14 protein-coding genes are annotated in these 17,510 nt (G+C 72.4%); 4 read left to right on the top strand and 10 right to left on the bottom strand.

The window, feature by feature from the left end; genetic code table 11:
* Window positions 1-38 precede the first annotated feature (38 nt).
* The 3 genes from ABD346_RS32385 to ABD346_RS32395 all read right to left on the bottom strand — a co-directional run bounded on the left by ABD346_RS32385 (window position 39) and on the right by ABD346_RS32395 (window position 2,044).
* Complete coding sequence (locus tag ABD346_RS32385; protein WP_344379758.1) at window positions 39-845, bottom strand: SAM-dependent methyltransferase; 807 nt, start codon at window positions 843-845, stop codon at window positions 39-41.
* Between the two features lie 71 nt (window positions 846-916).
* On the bottom strand, window positions 917-1,183 hold the full coding sequence (locus tag ABD346_RS32390) for a DUF397 domain-containing protein (protein WP_344379760.1): 267 nt from the start codon (window positions 1,181-1,183) through the stop codon (window positions 917-919).
* Window positions 1,184-2,044, bottom strand: coding sequence for a helix-turn-helix domain-containing protein (locus ABD346_RS32395; RefSeq protein ID WP_344379761.1), 861 nt, complete (start codon window positions 2,042-2,044; stop codon window positions 1,184-1,186).
* 206 nt (window positions 2,045-2,250) lie between these two features.
* On the opposite strand from ABD346_RS32395, the gene ABD346_RS32400 reads away from it, so the two are divergent.
* The gene (locus ABD346_RS32400) at window positions 2,251-2,715 is read left to right on the top strand and encodes an ATP-binding protein (protein WP_344379763.1); all 465 of its coding nucleotides are present in this window, start codon (window positions 2,251-2,253) and stop codon (window positions 2,713-2,715) included.
* Window positions 2,716-2,720: 5 nt separating this feature from the next.
* Window positions 2,721-3,191, top strand: coding sequence for a hypothetical protein (locus ABD346_RS32405; RefSeq protein WP_381227537.1), 471 nt, complete (start codon window positions 2,721-2,723; stop codon window positions 3,189-3,191).
* A 3-nt stretch (window positions 3,192-3,194) separates the two neighbouring features.
* Here the strand turns inward: ABD346_RS32405 and ABD346_RS32410 are convergent, their stop codons facing one another.
* The 4 genes from ABD346_RS32410 to ABD346_RS32425 form a co-directional block, all read right to left on the bottom strand.
* On the bottom strand, window positions 3,195-4,109 hold the full coding sequence (locus ABD346_RS32410; protein WP_344379765.1) for a LysR family transcriptional regulator: 915 nt from the start codon (window positions 4,107-4,109) through the stop codon (window positions 3,195-3,197).
* Window positions 4,110-4,155: 46 nt separating this feature from the next.
* A complete protein-coding gene (locus ABD346_RS32415; RefSeq protein WP_053725641.1) occupies window positions 4,156-5,337 on the bottom strand; it encodes a glycine C-acetyltransferase in 1,182 nt (393 codons plus the stop codon).
* 38 nt (window positions 5,338-5,375) lie between these two features.
* Window positions 5,376-6,404 carry an L-threonine 3-dehydrogenase gene (tdh, locus tag ABD346_RS32420; RefSeq protein ID WP_344379767.1) on the bottom strand — a complete coding sequence of 343 codons (1,029 nt, stop codon included), beginning with the start codon at window positions 6,402-6,404 and terminating at the stop codon, window positions 5,376-5,378.
* A 429-nt stretch (window positions 6,405-6,833) separates the two neighbouring features.
* Window positions 6,834-10,457, bottom strand: a complete 3,624-nt coding sequence (locus ABD346_RS32425) for an AfsR/SARP family transcriptional regulator (RefSeq protein WP_344379826.1) — start codon at window positions 10,455-10,457, stop codon at window positions 6,834-6,836.
* Window positions 10,458-11,111: 654 nt separating this feature from the next.
* Here ABD346_RS32425 and ABD346_RS32430 point away from each other — a divergent pair.
* A complete protein-coding gene (locus ABD346_RS32430; protein WP_344379768.1) occupies window positions 11,112-12,443 on the top strand; it encodes a hypothetical protein in 1,332 nt (443 codons plus the stop codon).
* Window positions 12,444-12,456: 13 nt separating this feature from the next.
* On the opposite strand, the gene ABD346_RS32435 is transcribed toward ABD346_RS32430, so the two are convergent.
* Window positions 12,457-13,425, bottom strand: coding sequence for an alpha/beta hydrolase family protein (locus tag ABD346_RS32435; protein ID WP_344379770.1), 969 nt, complete (start codon window positions 13,423-13,425; stop codon window positions 12,457-12,459).
* A 251-nt stretch (window positions 13,426-13,676) separates the two neighbouring features.
* On the opposite strand from ABD346_RS32435, the gene ABD346_RS32440 reads away from it, so the two are divergent.
* Window positions 13,677-14,270, top strand: a complete 594-nt coding sequence (locus ABD346_RS32440) for a TetR/AcrR family transcriptional regulator (protein WP_344379772.1) — start codon at window positions 13,677-13,679, stop codon at window positions 14,268-14,270.
* A 13-nt stretch (window positions 14,271-14,283) separates the two neighbouring features.
* On the opposite strand, the gene ABD346_RS32445 is transcribed toward ABD346_RS32440, so the two are convergent.
* Together ABD346_RS32445 and ABD346_RS32450 are read right to left on the bottom strand one after the other, a co-directional pair.
* The gene (locus tag ABD346_RS32445; RefSeq protein WP_344379773.1) at window positions 14,284-16,425 is read right to left on the bottom strand and encodes a tetratricopeptide repeat protein; all 2,142 of its coding nucleotides are present in this window, start codon (window positions 16,423-16,425) and stop codon (window positions 14,284-14,286) included.
* Window positions 16,426-16,523: 98 nt separating this feature from the next.
* On the bottom strand, window positions 16,524-17,300 hold the full coding sequence (locus ABD346_RS32450; RefSeq protein WP_344379775.1) for an MmyB family transcriptional regulator: 777 nt from the start codon (window positions 17,298-17,300) through the stop codon (window positions 16,524-16,526).
* Window positions 17,301-17,510 lie beyond the last annotated feature (210 nt).

The following is a 17,510-nucleotide window of genomic DNA, read 5'->3' on the forward strand; positions in this document are numbered from 1 at the left end:
GGGGGTGGGCGGGGCGGGCGCGGGCCCGCCCCGCGCCCTCAGCCCTTGCGGGCCACGCCCGAGTACACCGGGATCGTCGCGTCGCCCTCGGCCGCCGGCTCGCCGAGCTCGGGGTGCCAGGCGGCAGCCAGGCCGACGCCCGGGGCGATCAGTTCGCGGCCGTCGAAGAAGCGGGTGACCTCGGCCTTGGTCCGCGGGCGCAGGGTGACGCCGCCGCCCTTGTAGAGCTCCACGGCACGGGCCGCGCTCTCCGGGTCGAAGTCGCCGGTGATCTGCGAGAGCACCAGATGGCTGCCCGGTGCGAGCACGCCGAGGAGGCGGTCGACGATGCCGTACACATCGTCGTCGTCCCCGATGAAGTGGGTCAGGGCGATGAGGGAGAGGGCGACCGGACGCGCGAAGTCCAGGGTTCCCCGGGCGAGTTCGAGGATGCGCTCGGGTTCGCGGACGTCGGCCTGGATGTACTCCGTGACGCCTTCGGGGGTGGAGCGCAGCAGCGCCTCCGCGTGCCGCAGCACGATCGGGTCGTTGTCCGCGTACACGATGCGGGCATCCGGCGCGGTGCGCTGGGCGACCTGGTGGAGGTTGGGCTCGGTGGGGATGCCGGTGCCGATGTCCAGGAACTGGCGTACGCCCTGCTCGGCGAGCCAGCGCGTGGCGCGGTGCATGAAGGCCCGGTTGACCCGTGCGATGTCGCGGCCGCGCGAGTCGAGGGCGAGCAGCTGCTCGGCGAGCGCCTCATCGACCGGGTAGTTGTCCTTGCCGCCGAGGAACCAGTCGTACACCCGGGCCGGATGGGGCTTGCTGGTGTCGATCGTCACGGCAGTGCGGTCTTGCCCGGTCATGTGCGCTCCATGGGGATGAAGGTCAGCGAACAGGTGGGGGAATCAAGGCGGTTGAGAGGTCGAGCAGGGGATCACGTCAGCAGGAAGTCGGCCTGGCCCGACTTCGCGCCCTGGATGAAGGCGGCGATCTCACCGGGGGTGTAGATCAGCGCGGGACCCTCGGGATCGGCGGACTGGCGCACCGCGACCCTGCCGTCGGCCAGCTTCATGGCCTCGAAGCAGTTGCCGCCGTTGCCCCCGCTCCACGGCTTGTGCCAGCCCTCGGCGCCGAGTTCGGTGGCGGGCATGCCGTTGTAGATGCGCCCGTCCGCCGGCCCGCCGTCGTATATGTGATCCATTCACAGCTCCTTGCGGAGATCCTTGAGGATCTCCTTCGTGCGTTGTGCAGTCGCGGCCTGAGCCGCCATGCGGTCCATGACCTCCAGATGGGTGGCCACCTCGGGGCGCGCGTCCAGGTAGACGGCTCCGGTCAGGTACTCGCTGTAGACCATGTCCGGCAGTTCGGGCACGGCGAAGCGGAAGAGGACGAAGGGCCCGTACGTCCCCGGGTGGTGCCCAGTGGCGAACTCGGCCAGTTGCACGGTGACGTTGGGCAGCGCCGACGCCTCCAGGAGGCGGTCGATCTGGTCCCGCATCACCTGCGGCGAGCCGACCGGGCGGCGCAGCACCGTCTCGTCCAGGACGACCCACAGCCGCGGGGCGTCCTTGCGGGTGAGCAGCGACTGGCGCTCCATGCGCAGCGCCACGTGCCGGTCGATGTCGGCCTCGCTGGTCGCGCCGAGCGCGCCGCTGCGCATGACGTGGCGGGCGTACTCCTCGGTCTGCAGCAGCCCGGGCACGAAGTGCGGCTCGTACGATCTGATCAGCGAGGCCGCGCCCTCCAGGCTGACGTACATGCTGAACCAGTCGGGCAGGATGTCGTGGAAGCGCTGCCACCAGCCCGGCTTGTTGGCCTCCTCGGCCAGGGCGATGAAACCTTCCGCCTCCCCGTCGCCGATCCCGTACGCCTTCAACAGCAGGACCACGTAAGGGATTTTGAGGGAAACCTCGGCCATCTCCATGCGCCGGACTGTGGCCGCGGCCACCCGCAGCACCTTGGCCGCCTCCTCGCGCCTGAGGCCGGCCCGCTCGCGCAGGTCCTGCAGGCGTCTGCCCAGCACGACCTGGCCCACGGTCGGGGCGGACCGGGGTTCACTCACTTCAGACCTCCCCACGCGCTGTTGCGAGCAGTGTGCCATGTCGTTGCAGAGAGGAGAACGGCACTCTGCAATTTTCAGAGTGCCCCTTGCCAAGTGTCCGCCGCGGGTACAAGGTAGGTCGGTGAACCAGTTCACACGCGGTGTTCGTGTGCAGCCTCGGGGGAGGCCGTGCCGGGTACCGCTTCCCCACTGTGAGGATTCCGGTCGTGGCTCCTGGTAACGCGCTCATCCCGCAGCTGACAGGCGCACCTTCCGGGACCGCTGTGCGGCGGTACGCCTTCGACGTGCCGGCCCGTACCGATTCGGTGTCTCTCGCCCGGCGGCGCAGCACGGACATGCTGACCGGCTGGGGGCACCACGAGGACCTGCACGAGACCGCCGCCCTGGTGATCTCGGAGCTCGTCACCAACGCCGTCGTGCACACGGCGGGCGACCACATACTGTGCGAACTCACCGATCTCCAGCGGGCGTTGCGGATAGCGGTCAGGGACCTGGGCGGTGGCTCCGCGGGCCCGCGCCTGTGCTATTCGGACGACGACGAGGAGCGCGGACGCGGGCTGCTGCTCGTGGACGCGGTGAGCAGCGCGTGGGGCGCGCACGACGCCCCGTACGGGCCCGGCCGGATCGTCTGGGCCGAGCTCGCGCACGGCGGGCCGGGCCGGCCGTGCTGAGAGAAATGCTTCCCTGGGGACCCAGGTCCGGGCGACAGGGCCCGCGACCCGATGGGTCCGGAACCGCCGGGCCCCGTGGCCCCGTGCGCAGTGGGGGTGCGCACGGAGTGCCCGGGCCCGGCGGCTCCGCCGCTCAAAGGGGCGGCGGGGTCCTTCTGCCCGCGATACGGCCCGCCACACTGGGGCGGGACGCGGTGGGGGTGCCCGCCGTGCACGGTTTCCGGCTGCTTTCCCGGCTGCCCCGGTCCGGCTGTGTCTTCGCCTCCGCCGACTGGTGGTGGTGGATCGTGCCGGCCGGCTCCGACCAGGATCTGCCCTGGCCCCGGCCGGTGCGCTACGCACCCGGGGCCGTGGTCCCGGACGCCGACCGGCCGCGCCTGATCAACTTCCCGGAGGGCACGACGCCCTACACCCCGCCGATCCCGCTGTACCTGGTGGTCTGCCAGCTGACGGGGACCGCGCCCGCCTGGGCCTAGCCCCTACTCCGTGGGCAGTCCCCGCGCCGCCTCCGCCAGTGCCTCCAGGACCGGGCGGAACAGCGGGTGACTCTCCGCTCCTCTGCGTACCGCAGCGAACACCCTGCGGGTCGCCGCCGGACCCTCCACGGGGCGTACCACCGTGTCCTTCTGCTCCATGCCGCGCAGCGCGGAACGCGGCACCAGAGCCACCCCGGCGCCCGCGCCCGCCAGCGCGACCACCGCCCGGAAGTCGTCCGAGGAGTGCACCAACTTGGGCTGGAATCCCGCGAGTTCACAGGCCAGCAGCATCACGTCGTGGCAGGGGTTGCCCGGGTAGGGGCCGATCCAGTCGTCGTCCGCGAGGGCGGACAGGGGCACCTGCGGGGACTGGGCGAGGGGATGCGCCGCGTGCAGAACCGCGTCGAAGGGCTCGGCGTACAGCGGGACGCGCGAGAGGCGGCTGTCGTCCTCGCGGGGCGCGCCCCGGTATTCGACGGCGAGCGCCAGATCGGCCTCGCCGTCCAGGACGAGCGGCAGCGCCTCGTCGCCCTCAGCGTCGCGGACCCGGACCCGGATCGCGGGGTGGCTGGCGCGCAGCCGCGTGATCGCGGGCGCGAGGACCTCCGCGATACCCGTCGCGAAGGCCGCCGCGGTGACCTCTCCGGCCGCGCCGCCCGCGTAGGCGGCCAGCTCCGCCTCGGCCCGCTCCAGCTGGGCCAGGACGGCGTTGGCGTGCTCCAGGAGGATCTCGCCGGCGGCCGTGAGCCGTACGCCCTTGCCACTGCGGGTGAGCAGGATATGCCCGGTCTCCTGCTCCAGGGCGGCGAGCTGCTGCGAGACGGCGGAGGGGGTCAGATACAGCGCTGCTGCCGCGGCGGTCACCGTACGGTGGTCCGCCGCGGCACGCAGGATGCGGAGCCGGCGGGGGTCGATCACCCAGCCATTGTCGCGCGGGCGTCAGCCCTCCATCGACGCGCGCGCGTCAGGCCCTCATCGCCGCTCGCGCGTCGACGAATGCGGCCACGGTCTTCTCGATGTCCTCGGTGGAGTGCGCCGCCGAGAGCTGGACGCGGATACGGGCCGCGCCCATCGGGACCACCGGGTACGAGAAGCCGATCACGTACACGCCGCGCTCCAGGAGAAGCTCGGCCATGCGGGCCGCCTCGGCGGCGTCGCCGATCATGACGGGCGCGATGGGGTGCTCGCCGGGCAGGATCTCGAAGCCCGCCTCGGTCATCCTCGTACGGAAGAGCGTGGTGTTGGCGGCGAGCTTCTCGCGCAGGTCACCGGCCGACTCCAGGAGGTCGAGGACCTTCAGGGACGCGGCGGCGATGACCGGGGCGAGCGAGTTCGAGAACAGGTACGGGCGGGAGCGCTGACGCAGCAGAGCGACGATCTCGGCGCGGGCCGCGACGTAGCCGCCGGAGGCGCCGCCCAGGGCCTTGCCGAGGGTGCCGGTGATGATGTCGACGCGGTCGCTCACGCCGTGTAGCGCGGGGGTGCCGGCGCCGCCGGGGCCGGTGAAGCCGACGGCGTGCGAGTCGTCGACCATGACCATGGCGTCGTAGCGGTCGGCGAGGTCGCAGATCTCCTGGAGCGGGGCGATGTAGCCGTCCATGGAGAACACGCCGTCGGTGACGATCAGGCGGCGCCGGGCCCCGGACGCCTCCTTGAGCTTGGCCTCCAGGTCCGCCATGTCGCGGTTGGCGTAGCGGAAGCGGGCCGCCTTGGACAGGCGGATGCCGTCGATGATCGAGGCGTGGTTCAGAGCGTCGGAGATGACCGCGTCCTGCGCGTCGAGCAGGGTCTCGAAGACGCCGCCGTTGGCGTCGAAGCAGGACGAGTAGAGGATCGTGTCCTCCTGGCCGAGGAATGCCGACAGGCGGCCCTCCAGCTCCTTGTGGACGTCCTGGGTGCCGCAGATGAAGCGGACCGAGGCCATGCCGTAGCCCCAGCGGTCCAGGGCGTCCTTGGCGGCGGCGATGACCTCGGGGTGGTCGGCGAGGCCGAGGTAGTTGTTGGCGCAGAAGTTGAGTACGTCGCCCGACGGCACGGAGACGGAGGCGCTCTGCGGGGTGGAGATCACGCGCTCGGGCTTGAAGAGACCGGCTTCCTTGATCTCGTCGAGGGTCTTCTGGAGGTCGTCGCGGACGTTCGCGTACATGCTCGGGGCTCCTAGGGGGTGTCCGGCCGGTCCGGGATTCAGACGGTCCAGTCGAGGATGATCTTGCCGCTGCGGGCGGTGGCGGCCTCGTCGAAGGCCGCGTCGAAGTCCTGGTAGCCGTACTTGCCGGTGATCACGGGGCTGAGGTCGAGACCGCCTTCGAGCAGCACCGTCATGGCGTACCAGGTCTCGAACATCTCGCGGCCGTAGATGCCCTTGATCGTGATCATCGAGGTGACGATCTTCGCCCAGTCCACGGCGAACTCCTGAGCGGGCAGGCCGAGCATCGCGATGCGGCCGCCGTGCGTCATGTTCGCGACCATGTCGCGCATCGCCTCGGGGCGGCCCGACATCTCCAGGCCGATGTCGAAGCCCTCCTTGAGGCCGAGCTGCTTCTGGGCGTGCGCGATGTCGTACTCGGCGACGTTCAGCGCGAGGGTGGCACCGGCCTTGCGGGCGATCTCCAGGCGGGACTCGCTGACATCGGTGATGACGACGTTGCGGGCGCCGGCGTGCTTGGCGACGGCGGCGGCCATGATGCCGATCGGGCCCGCGCCGGTGATCAGCACGTCCTCGCCGACCAGCGGGAACGACAGCGCGGTGTGCACGGCGTTGCCGAACGGGTCGAAGATCGCCGCCACGTCGAGGTCGACGTGGGTGCGGTGCACCCACACGTTGGAGGCGGGCAGCGCCACGTACTCGGCGAACGCACCGTTGCGGCCGACACCGAGACCGATGGTGGAGCGGCACAGGTGGCGGCGCCCGGCCAGACAGTTGCGGCACTTTCCGCAGACCAGGTGGCCCTCGCCGCTGACCAGGTCGCCGACCGCGATGTCCTGGACGTCCGCGCCGACCGCCGCGACCTCGCCGACGAACTCGTGGCCCAGGATCAGCGGGGTCTTGACCGCGCCCTGCGCCCAGCCGTCCCAGGAGCGGATGTGCAGGTCGGTGCCGCAGATGCCGGTGCGAAGGACCTTGATCAGCACATCGCCGGGCCCGGTCTCCGGCTCGGGAACGTCCATGAGCCACAGTCCGGGTTCGGCGTGCTGCTTGACAAGTGCCTTCATGGGCGGAGCTCCCGGCGTACGGAGAGGGGCGGCCGGCCACGGATCGGTGGCCGGACGTACGGGCTGAGGAAGGGGCGGATCCGACGGATGATCTTGCACATGCGGACGATCCGGCCGATCTTGCTGATCACCAATCTGCCGAGCCGGGGCCGCCGAGTCCATCGAGGATTTCTTAAGCGGGCCAACAGCCGAGCTTCACGCGCGCCCCTCGCGCCCCACCCGGGGCCCTGCCGGACCGGCCTTGGAACCGGTCCTGCGGCCGGGATGTCGACGTTCCGCGGGCGCCCGCCCCGACGGCCGGAGCCCGGGCGTGAGACGCATGCCGGGGACACGGAGGAATAGCCGGATGGAGCAGTCAGCACCAGGTCGGGGGCGCATCGGGCCGGGGCGGCGGGACCAGGTCACCGCGCCGCACCGACTCGGCGCGGGTCAGACCAGGGTGGCGGCCCGCCGCACGTCCAGGTCCGCTCCTTCCGCGTAGGCGCGGTCGTACGCCGCCGGGTCGAGCGCCGCGCGCAGTGCGGCCTCCGCCTGGCGCCGGGTCTCGGGCTCGGCGGGCAGCGGGCGGAACCCGAAGCTGTCGCGTCCGGTCGAGTTGCGGTCGTACGCACCGAGCAGCCTGGCCCCGTCCGCAGCGGCTCCCAGTTCGGCCTTCGACCAGGCGGCGGAGAGGAATTGACTGAGGATCAGATTGGGGGCGACCAGATAGGCCTGGCTCTCCAGATGGCGTACCGCGTCCTGGATCCGGTCCTGGGCATCGGCGTACTCGCCGTCCAGACAGTCGAGCCAGCCGTGCATCCCGGCGACGAGACCGCGGAAGAGGTCGGGTGTCACTGGGGTGAACTCGGCTTCCATCAGCTGGAGTTGTTGTCGGGCCGCGCCGGTTCGGCCGGTGCGGCCGAAGTGCTGGGCGAGGAGCATCCGGGCGGTTCCGAGGCCCTCCTCGGGGGACTGCCGTGACTCCTCGACGGCTTCCGAGAGCAGCCGTTCCGCCGCCTCGCGCTCGGCCGGGGTGTGAGCCACCTCAAGGCGGGCCGACGCCAACTTGCCCTTGAACACGGACACTTGGGCATGCGCGCCCATCTGCGTGACGCTCTCCAGGGCCCGCTCGAAGTCCTTGGCGGCCTCCTCGTACCGGCCTTCGCGCTCGTAGGACTCGCCGCGCGCGGAGAGGGATTCGGCGATCCCCCACGGGTCGCCGGCGCCCTCGAAGAGAGCGAGGGCATCCTCGGCGTCGCTGCCGTCGAGCAGTTTCGCGCGGAGCAGGAGAGCGAAGGCGAGGTCCCAGGGGTCGCCGTGCTGCCGGGCGTCGGCGACCATCTCGTCGACGACCCGGTCGAACCCGGTGAACTCGCCGGTGAGGAGCCGGGCGAAGTACCAGACCGAGCCGGGCTGGCGGCTGTTCTGCGGAAGGCCGGGCCCGTACACCCGGACGATCCGGCGCAGATACGCCAAGGTCTCGGGGCTGTTCAGCTCCGTGTCGCCGCCACCACTGGCCGCGAACATCATCAGGCGCACCCCGCGCCGGGCTTCCCACAGCTGTTCCTCGGACCAGGGCGGCGGGCTGTCCGTGCAGCGGCCAGCGAGGGGGACGGCGGGCCGCACGGGCTCGGCGAAGGGATCCGGACCGAGCCCGGCCACCGCCCCGGACCAGCTCCGCGCGTCCGCCTGATGCCCCCGCAGCTGCCAGAACCAGGCCATGGCGAGGACGAGGCACAGCCCGTCCTGTTCACGTCCTCGCCCAACTGCCGTACGCAGGGCGGCTCTTACGTTGTCGTGCTCGGCTTCGAGGCCCTCGATGACCTCGTGCTGGCGCGGGCCTCGCAGCGCTGCCTCGCCCACGCGGACGAGTTCGCGGTACGTGACGAGATGGCGCAGCTCGGCCTCCGCCCGCTCACCGGCCTCGTCGAGCCGCTGGGCGGCGTACTCGGCGACGGTCTCCAGCAGGCGGTACCGCATCGTTCCGGCGTCACCGGCGGGCGCGGCGGTGACCAGCGACTTGTCGACGAGGGAGCCGAGAAGGTCCAGGACGTCGGCAGCGCCCATCCCGGGGCCCGGCTTCCTCGGGCTTTGCTTCTCGGGGCCCGGATTCCACTGGCTCGGCTTCTCGGGCCCCGCCTCCTCCGGATCCGCGCAGACGGCTTCCGCTTCGGGCAGGGCGAAGCCGCCCGCGAAGACGGCGAGGCGGCGCAGGACGGCCCGCTCCGGGGCGTCGAGCAGATCCCAGGACCAGTCGACCACCGCGCGCAGGGTCTGCTGTCTCGGCTGAAGGGTCCTGCTGGTCCGGGCTCCGGTGTTGAGCAGCCGGAACCGGTCGTCGAGCCGGTCCGCGATCTGGCGCGGCGTGAACAACCGCAGCCGCGCAGCGGCGAGTTCGAGGGCGAGCGGCAGCCCGTCCAGGCGTCGGCAGATCTCCGTGACCGCGTCCGGATCGCCATCGGTACGGAAGCCCGGCCGGGCCGCGGCCCCGCGCTGCCCGAACAGCCGGAGAGCGCTCTCGTGCGGCAGCGGCCCGATGGCCGCCACCCGCTCGCCCGGCACACCGAGCGGCTCCCGGCTGGTGGCGAGGACAGTGACGTCCGGGCATGCGGTGAGCAGCTCCTGCACCAACTCGGCTGCCGCTTCCACGACTTGCTCGCAGTTGTCGAGCACGATGAGCGCGCGGAGGCGTCCGCAGTGGGCCAGCAGTTGCGCGAGCGGGTCCCTGGGCGTCGTCTCGGCCGGGCCGACAAGCCGCGTCTCCCGGGCACCCAACGCGGTGAGCACGGCCTCGGCCAGGCTCACCGCATCCCGTACGGGCGCAAGCTCGACCAGCCACACCCCATCGCCCCACTCCCCCGCCACGGCATCGGCCGCCTCCACCGCGAGGCGCGTCTTGCCCGCGCCGCCGGGCCCGGTGAGCGTGATCAGGCGCGCCTGCCGCAGATCGTCGTGCAGGGCACGGACATCGGGCTCCCGCCCGACGAAGGAGGTGAGGCGAGCACGGAGGTTGCCGGGTGGGCGGAGCGGCGAGGGTTCGGGATCGGCTCGCGGTGAATCCATGTGGGCCGAGTCCGTGTGCGAGGACGCCATGTCCTGCGAAGCGAGGTGGGACGAGGCCGTGTGGGACGAGCCTGTGTGGGGTGAGGCCATGTGCAGTGGGCCCGTGTGCGATGAGCCCATGTGGTTCGGCGCCATGTCGTGGGAGCCCGTGTGGGGTGAAGCCATATCGCGGGAGCCCCCGTGGTGCGACGACATGGCGCGGAGGCCCTTGTGGGCCGAGGCCATATCGGCCGACCCGGAGTGTGGCGCGCCCGCACCAGCACCCTCCTCGGCACGCGCAGGGTTGAGCAGTTCGGCGTGCAAGGACCGCAGCTCCGGCCCCGGGTTCGTGCCGAGGCGTTCCGAGAGCGCTTCCCGTACTGATTCGTAGGCGGCCAGCGCCTCGGCCGGGCGGCCGGCAGCCCGCAGCGCCCGGATGTGAAGGGCCTGGAGGGGTTCGTCGAGCGGGGCGGCGGACGCGAGCGCGGTCACCTCGCCGAGAGCGCTCTCGGCGCGGCCCAGTTCGACCTCCGCCGCCAGCCGGTTGCGGCGGGCATCGGCCCGGCGCCTTTCGACCCGTACCACCAGCGGGTCGCCCTCCCGCTCCGGGAGGTCGGCCAGCGCGGGGCCGTGCCACAGCGTGAGCGCGTCGTCCAGGAGTCCGGCCGCACGCTCCGCGTCCTTGGCTGCCAGCGCGCTCGCGCCCTCCGCCACGAGACGTTCGAAGCGGAAGAGGTCGATCTCGTCGGCGTGGGCGGCCAGCCGATAGCCGCCCGGCACGGATTCCACCGCGTCCGGCCCGAGCACCCGCCGCAACCGTCCCACCAGGGCCTGCACCGCCGCGACCTCGTCGGCGGGCGGCGCATCCCCTTCGCCCCAGACCTGCGCGATCAGCACGGACTGGGGCACCGCACGCCCGGCGCCCGCGGCGAGCGCGGCGAGGAGCGCTCTCAGGCGGGTTCCCCCGAGCCGCGCTTCACTGCCGTCAGGGCGCAGGGCCTGCGTCGGTCCGAGTACGCGGTAGCGGAGCATCACCCGCCCATTCTCCCCGGCGGCCGCCCCGGATCGACCCGGCACCCGGTTCTCGCCACACGGCCGCTACCCGCGGGGGTGCGGCCCGGCCCCTTGGCTATCGTGGCCGGACCACAACGAGGGGATGGCGGACGTGGAGCTGGGGGGTGGCGCGGTGAACGGGTCCCGCGGACGGCGCATACGGGTGCCGGTCGGGGACGACGCCGCCCGCTGGGCGACCCGCGGCCGGTGCCGACGCGTGCTGTTCGTGGTGCACAACGTGACATCGGCGACCCGGCTGCTCGACGTGCTGCCGCTGTTCCACGACGACCTCCGGATACAGCTCCTGGCCACCTGCACGGGTTCCTCGGCGTTCGAGGACGGCGTGGAAACCCTGCTCGCCGAGACCGGGCTGCCGGTACTGCCGTGGGAGCAGGCTCTCGAAACCAAGGTCGACCTGGCGATCACGGCGAGCCTGGGCGGTCAACTCCACCGCATTTCAGGGAAGTTGGCTCTCCTTTCGCACGGCGTTGGCTACAATAAGACGCTCGCGACACCGGACACCGGACACCGGACACCGGACACCGGACACCGGACACCGGACACCGTTCGCCCGAGGCCNCCGAGGCCACAGCCTCCAATGCGATCTCGGCCTCGACGTCGGCCTCGAACCACGTGCGGACGCCCGGGAACCCGCCCCCTCCCGTCTTCGGTCTCTCCCCCGAGTGGCTGCTGCACGAAGGCATACCGGTCGCGGATGCCATGGTCCTCTCGCACCCCGAGCAACTGGACCGCCTGCGCGCCGCGTGCCCCGAGGCCGTGCCCACCGCCGAACTCGCGGGGGACCCCTGCTTCGACCGGATGCTGGCCGAACGCCCCTACCGGGAGCGCTTCCAGAAGGCGTTCGGGGTGCGCCGGGGCCAGCGTCTGGTTCTGCTGAACTCGACATGGAACCCCGATTCACTGTTCGGCGACGGAGGCGGGGACGACGTACTCCCTTCCCTGTTGCCCCGGCTCACCGCCGAGCTGCCCGCCGACGAGTACCGGGTCGCCGCCGTGCTGCACCCCAACATCTGGCACGGGCACGGCCCCGGCCAGGTGCGGGCCTGGCTCGACCGGGCCCGGCGCGGCGGCCTCGTACTCGTCGACCCCCTGCACGACTGGCGCCAGGCGCTGCTCGCGGCGGATGCGGTGATCGGCGACCAGGGCTCGGTGAGCTACTACGCGGCGGCCCTCGGCACTCCCGTTCTGCTCGGAGCGGCCTCCACGGAAGGCCTGGACCCGCACTCCCCCGTGGCCGAATTCGTGCGACAGGCACCCCGGCTGGACCCGCACCTGCCACTGGCCACGCAACTGAACGACCTGATGGCGAAACACCACCCGCTCCCCGGCCCGGCCACCCTCACCACCTCGTCCCCCGGCAAGTCGGCGGCTCTGCTGCGTACCCTCTTCTACCGCCTGATCAACATCCCCGAGCAGCGGCGCCCCGCACTCCTCGAACGCCTCCGCACGCCCCCGCTCCAACTCCGGCTCCCCACCGTCCCGTTGCGCATCCTCACCCGGGTGGCGACGGACCCAGCCGAGATCCACATGTCCCGGTACGCCGACCCCTGGTACGAGCCGGACGGCGAGGGCCACGCCCACCTGGCCGTCCACGAGGACACCCGCGACGCGGACCAACTCGCCCTGGCGGACGTGGTGTTCCGGCACGGAGCACTGGACGACCTCCGCTTCGGGTCACCGGAGCAGTGGACGGCCGAGGCCCTCGCCCGCCACCCGCACAGCGCCCTGGCCGCCTACGTCACCGCACCGGGCGCATGCACCGTACGTACGCGTTCCGGCCCGCCCGTCCGCCTCACCGGCGCCCCCACCGGCCTCGATCCGGCGGCCGCGGCCTCGGCCCTGCACGCCTGGCTGACGGCGGGTGGCACCCTTGAGCAGGCGATCGAGGAGGGCTTGACCGTCCGGACGGGCCACACTGTGCACCGGGTGACGGTCACGAGGTGACGGCCGGGGAACGCTACTTGGACTCGACCCGCCCCAGCGGATCACCCTTCGCCACAAGCGCGTCCTGCGCCAACTCCCAGGCCGGGTCCCCCGGATAGAGCTCGGAGCGGAGGTAGGCCCACGTCAGGTGCTGGACCGCGGCGACCCGCTCCGGGTTCTCGTCCGTCGTCTCGGCGACGTCGTAGCCGGAGATGCCGCCGAGGCCGTGCTCCGCGTCGAACAGCGTGAGCAGGGACTTGGGGGCCGGGGCGAGGGCGTACGGGTCGGTGTGCCAGTCGGGGCCGTTCACCGTCAGATGGGCGGAGGCATCCTTGTCACCGGCCACCACCAGCGTGGGGGTCGTCATCCGGGAGAAGTCCGGGGTCCGCAGGAAGGCGAAGTTCTCGGCCACGTGGCCGGTGAGGGCGTCGCCTCCCCTGCCGGGCGCGGCGAGCAGTACGCCCGCCCGGATCCGGGGGTCGGCCAGGTTCACCTCCGTACCGTCGTCCGGATCGGTGAGCCTCGCGCCGAGGAGCAGGCCGGCGGTGTGGCCGCCCATCGAGTGGCCGGCGACGGCGACCCTGCCGCGGTCGAGGCGCCCGGCGAGCTGTGGGACGGCGGCCTCGATGGCGTCGAGTCCGTCGAGGATGCGCGTCATGTCCTCGGCCCGCGACCGCCAGTACATCGGCGCCCCGGGGGTGGTGGGGTCCAGGCTCAGCGTCGTCGAACTCAGATGGGTGGGCTGGATGACCGCGAAGCCGTGTGCCGCCCAGTAGTCGACGAGGGGGGCGTAGCCGTTCAGGGAGGAGAGGTGGTTCGAGTGGCCCTGGCCGTGGGAGAGGAGGATGACGGGCAGGCCGGTTCCGGTGACCGGAGCGGAGACCCGCACCTCCAGGTCCACGGGCCGGCCGGGAGCCGGCAGCACCACCGGTGCGACCGAGAGGACGGGGGAGGACGGCGGGGTGGAGGTGTGGGCTGCGTACGTCGATGTCGGTTCGCTCATGGTGTGCGTGCCCCTTCGATGTCCTGCTGCTGTGTGGCTGAGATGTGCCCGGGATGTTCCAGCGATGTGTCCTGCAATGTGGCTTCGACCTACCTCGACGGCCCCTGCCTGACGGCCGCTCCACAGGGGTCGCGGCACCGAGGAGGGCAGTCGGGCGCGTCCGGCTTGAGCTAGGCTGCAAGCGGAACGTCGTTCCGTTTAATATACGGAGCGCTGTTCCGTTTAGTCAACGGTCGTCGGAAGGAGTGCGCGTGCCCAGGACAAGTCCCGCCGGGGAGGGTGCGGCCCGGAGCAAGCGGGCCGACGCGCTGCGCAATCAGCAGACGCTCCTCGATGCCGCCGCGGCCGTGTTCGTGACCTCCGGCGTCGACGCGCCGATCCGTGAGATCGCGGCCCGGGCCGGCGTCGGGATGGGGACGATCTACCGCCACTTCCCGACCCGGGCGGACCTGGTCGTGGCCGTCTACCGCCATCAGGTCGAGGCGTGCGCCGAGGCCGGCCCGAGCCTCCTGACCGACGGCGGGTCCCCGCTGGCGGCCCTTCGCCAGTGGGTCGACCTCTTCGTCGACTTCCTGGTCACCAAGCACGGGCTTGCCAAGGCGATGCAGTCGGACAGCAGCGGCTTCGACGCGCTGCACGCGTACTTCCTCGACCGCTTGGTGCCCGTCTGCGCGGAGATGCTCGACGCCGCGGTCGGCTCCGGGGAGATCAGGCCGGGCACGCAGGCGTACGAGCTGATGCGCGGCATCGGCAACCTCTGCATCGGCCGCGACAGCGACCCGCGCTACGACCCCCGCCGACTGGTCGAACTGCTCCTTCGGGGGCTTGAGCAGCCCCGGCCCTAGGGGTTGTGCCCCCTCACTCCCCCGCCGAGCCCTCGCACCGCACACGAGCCGCCCGCAGCCGGACCAGCGGGTAGTGGGCCTGTTCGTTCGCCAGCGCCGCAATCGCCTCGTCGATCAGGGGCAGCGCGTCCGCCGCACGGCCGCTCTCCTCGAAGGTCTCGGCCAGGTCCGTGAGCGTACGGGCCGTGTTGTACGCCTCGTGGGTGCCGCGGAAGAAGGTGAGAGCGCTCTGAAGGCGGGCCTCCGCCTCCGCCCATCGGCCGAGGCCGCGCAGAGCCCGGCCCCGGTGGCACTCCAACAGGGCGCGGGCGCGCGGGAGATCCGCGCTTCCCTCGCCGTCGGCCGTCACGCCGTCGAGGATGCGGTCCGCCGCCTCGAAGCAGTCGTACGCCTCCCGGTAGCGCCATTCGCGCAGGCGCAGCAGTCCGAGGGATTCGACGGCGGTGGCATGGCCCCGGGTGTGTCCGGCAGCCTCTTCGATGCGGGCGGCCGTGGTGAAGGCGCTCTGTGCTTCGGCCCCTCGATCGAGTTCCGTGAGGTTCAGGCCGAGCAGGGTGTGCATGCGGGCGGCCTCGCGGGAGCCCGGGTCGTGGGCCTCGGTGGCCCGGACGCCGGCGCGCAGGGCGGGGAGCAGTTCGTCGTGGCAGCCCATCTTCAGCTGCACCGGCCACAGGGCCTGGTTCAGGCGGAAGACGGCGTCGGCATCCCTCAACTCCTCTGCGGTGACCACCGCTTGGAGGAGGTTGCCGAGCTGGTCGCGCAGCGCGCTGAGCGCCTCGCCGGCATCCGCGTACCGCACGCCGTCCTGGGCCGGCGGCTCCGGATCGCCGAGGCGCCAGCCCGCGCGCAGAGCCGCTTTGCTCGCCGGTTCCGCGAAGGCGACACACCAGCGCACCGCGCGCCGCACCGCCTCTTCCGCCGCCTCGATTCCGTCCTCGCGCAGCGCCTGCGTCGCGGCGTACTCCCGTGTCAGCGGCCGCATCGAGTACGTGCCAGGGGCCGTGTACGTTCCGTTGGTCGCGCTCTCCAGGAGGTGGCTGTCGGCGAGTTCGCCCAGGACGCGCTCGGCGGTCGGCTCGTCCACCACCAGCGTGGCAGCGGCCATCGGCACGCCGATGGCGGGCCAGTCGCGCTGGGCGAGCAGCCGCAGGGCGCGCGCCGCGTCCGGGCCGAGGTCGCGGATGCCGTCGGCGACGGCCGTGCGGGCCGCGTCGCCGCCCGGGGCCGCGTCCTGCCGCCAGTGCCTCGCGATGAGGCGGGCCACGGCGGCGCGCAGCGCGAAGGGCGAGCCCTCGCAGCGGGCGAGGACGGCGGGCACGGCGGCCCGGTCCAGCGGTACGTTCCCGGCCTTGGCGACCTGGGTGAGCAGCCGCCGCGCGTCCTTGTCGGCGAGCGGCCCGACCGGAATCCCCCCCGCGTCGAGGCCGGGCAGCGGGTGGCGGGCCGCCACGACGACGAACACGCCGGGCTCGGAGGTGAGTACGGGAAGGATCTGCGCGGCGGACCGGGCGTGGTCGAGGACGATCAGCAGTCGGCGGTCCGCCGTGCAGGCCCGCAGCAGTGCCTGGCGGTCGTCCGGGCGGGGCGGGATCTCGGCCGCCGGGATGCCGAACTGCTGGAGCAGCAGGCGCAGTACGGCCGCCGGGTCGGCTCCGGGCGTGGAGCCGGTGCCGCGCAGGTCGGCGTACAGCTGTCCGTCGGGGAAGCGGCCCAGCTGGGTGCAGGCCCAGTGGATGGCGAGGGCGCTGGTGCCGATGCCCTGCGGGCCGTGCAGTACGGCGACCCGGGGCCGGCCGTCCGCCTTGCGGAAGGCCTCCGCGCTCAGGGCCTTGCGCTCGCTGTCGCGGTCGGTGAAGAAGCGGGTGGAGGCGTGCAGAGCGGGCACCCGGTTCGGCCCGCCGGGGCGTGGGGCGCTGCGGGCGAACGCCGTCCAGGCCTGGGCGAGGGCAGGGTTGTGGCGCAGGGCGTCGTGCACCTGCTGGGCGACGCTGTCGAGTTCGTCGCGGCCGCGCGGGGCCCTGACCTCGCGGCCGACGATGCGGCGGACAAGGCCGCCGGCGCTCTCCCAGGCCGCCTTGCCCGCTTCGTTCGCGACGGCCGTGCCGACCGAGCCGAGTACGGCGGCGATCGCCGCCGTCGATGTGAGCTCCAGCATGTCCCGCCCCCGATGCGCCCGCCCCTTGACCCGCCGCGGTCACGCTAGCAAGCAACATCCTTTGCGGCAGGCCGAGTTCGCCCGGGATTGGCCGAAACCTAGCGGGTCGGCACCACGCTGAGGTGGGCGCGGCCGCGCCGGGTGACGGCGGGCTCGGTCTCGCGGAGCACCAGGGTCAGCCGACGGAACCCGAACTCGCGCAGGGTGCGCGGGGATTCGCTGACCACGCGGCAGCTGGTGCGGCCGCGCTCCGGATCGGGGTGGCGCACGTGGCGTACCGCTCCGTCGTGGTGCACCGCCGCGTCGCCGACCGCCCGGACCCAGTGCGGCAGGCCGAGCCGGAAAGCCGCGTCCATGATCGGGTCGTCGGCGATCTCCTGGCGGATGTCGCGCAGGCCGGGAGCGCTCTCGTCGTCGGCGTACGCCTCGGCGAACTGGGCCAGCATCGGCAGGCACCAGGCCGTCTCGTGCTCGGCGAGGACGCTGGCCGCGTCCGGGTGGAAGAGCACGAAGCGCAGGAAGTTGTGGCCGGGCATGGCGGTGGGGTGCGGCCCGATGCCGCCGAAGAGCGCGTCGTACGCGGGGTTCGCGTGTGCCACACCCCAGCCCGGGTCGAGGACCACGGACGGGAAGGGCAGGGCGTCCGTCATCGCGAAGTAGTCGTCGACATAGGCCCTGAGCTCCGGGTCGTCCGGGAGCGCCCGGGCCACCGGGGCGCCCGTTCTCGCGGTCGTCGTGTTGTCGGCGGCACGCTCCCCCGCGGCCGTCTGCTGTCCGGGCCGCTCCTGGACCAGGGCGAACGGGCGCCCCACCACCGGAGCGTGCGCTGCCACAACCTTGGTCACCGAATCCTTCGCCACCGATTCTTCCGCCATCGAGTACGCGACTCCTCTTGCTGGCCCGCGAGTGCGGCGGCCGGCCTTCGGGCCCGCCCGGGGCTCGGAGGGCGATCTTCACACCGCGTGGCGATCCTGATACCGCCGACACAATGATGTCAAGCATCGTGGCATTCCGGCCCCCCGAAGCATTGATTGCGCCACAACTGTGGCAAGTTCTGGTTGTTGTTGCCGGGACCCGCTAACCTC

This window comes from Streptomyces mauvecolor, assembly GCF_039532965.1.
Classification (GTDB): Bacteria; Actinomycetota; Actinomycetes; order Streptomycetales; family Streptomycetaceae; genus Streptomyces; species Streptomyces violascens.

Coding starts and splice junctions, on each gene's coding strand:
- ABD346_RS32385 (WP_344379758.1), bottom strand. CDS start 845: ATGACCGGGCAAGACCGCACTGCCGTGACGATCGACACCAGCAAGCCC.
- ABD346_RS32390 (WP_344379760.1), bottom strand. CDS start 1,183: ATGGATCACATATACGACGGCGGGCCGGCGGACGGGCGCATCTACAAC.
- ABD346_RS32405 (WP_381227537.1), top strand. CDS start 2,721: ATGCTTCCCTGGGGACCCAGGTCCGGGCGACAGGGCCCGCGACCCGAT.
- ABD346_RS32415 (WP_053725641.1), bottom strand. CDS start 5,337: ATGTACGCGAACGTCCGCGACGACCTCCAGAAGACCCTCGACGAGATC.
- tdh (WP_344379767.1), bottom strand. CDS start 6,404: ATGAAGGCACTTGTCAAGCAGCACGCCGAACCCGGACTGTGGCTCATG.
- ABD346_RS32425 (WP_344379826.1), bottom strand. CDS start 10,457: ATGCTCCGCTACCGCGTACTCGGACCGACGCAGGCCCTGCGCCCTGAC.
- ABD346_RS32435 (WP_344379770.1), bottom strand. CDS start 13,425: ATGAGCGAACCGACATCGACGTACGCAGCCCACACCTCCACCCCGCCG.
- ABD346_RS32445 (WP_344379773.1), bottom strand. CDS start 16,425: ATGCTGGAGCTCACATCGACGGCGGCGATCGCCGCCGTACTCGGCTCG.
- ABD346_RS32450 (WP_344379775.1), bottom strand. CDS start 17,300: ATGGCGGAAGAATCGGTGGCGAAGGATTCGGTGACCAAGGTTGTGGCA.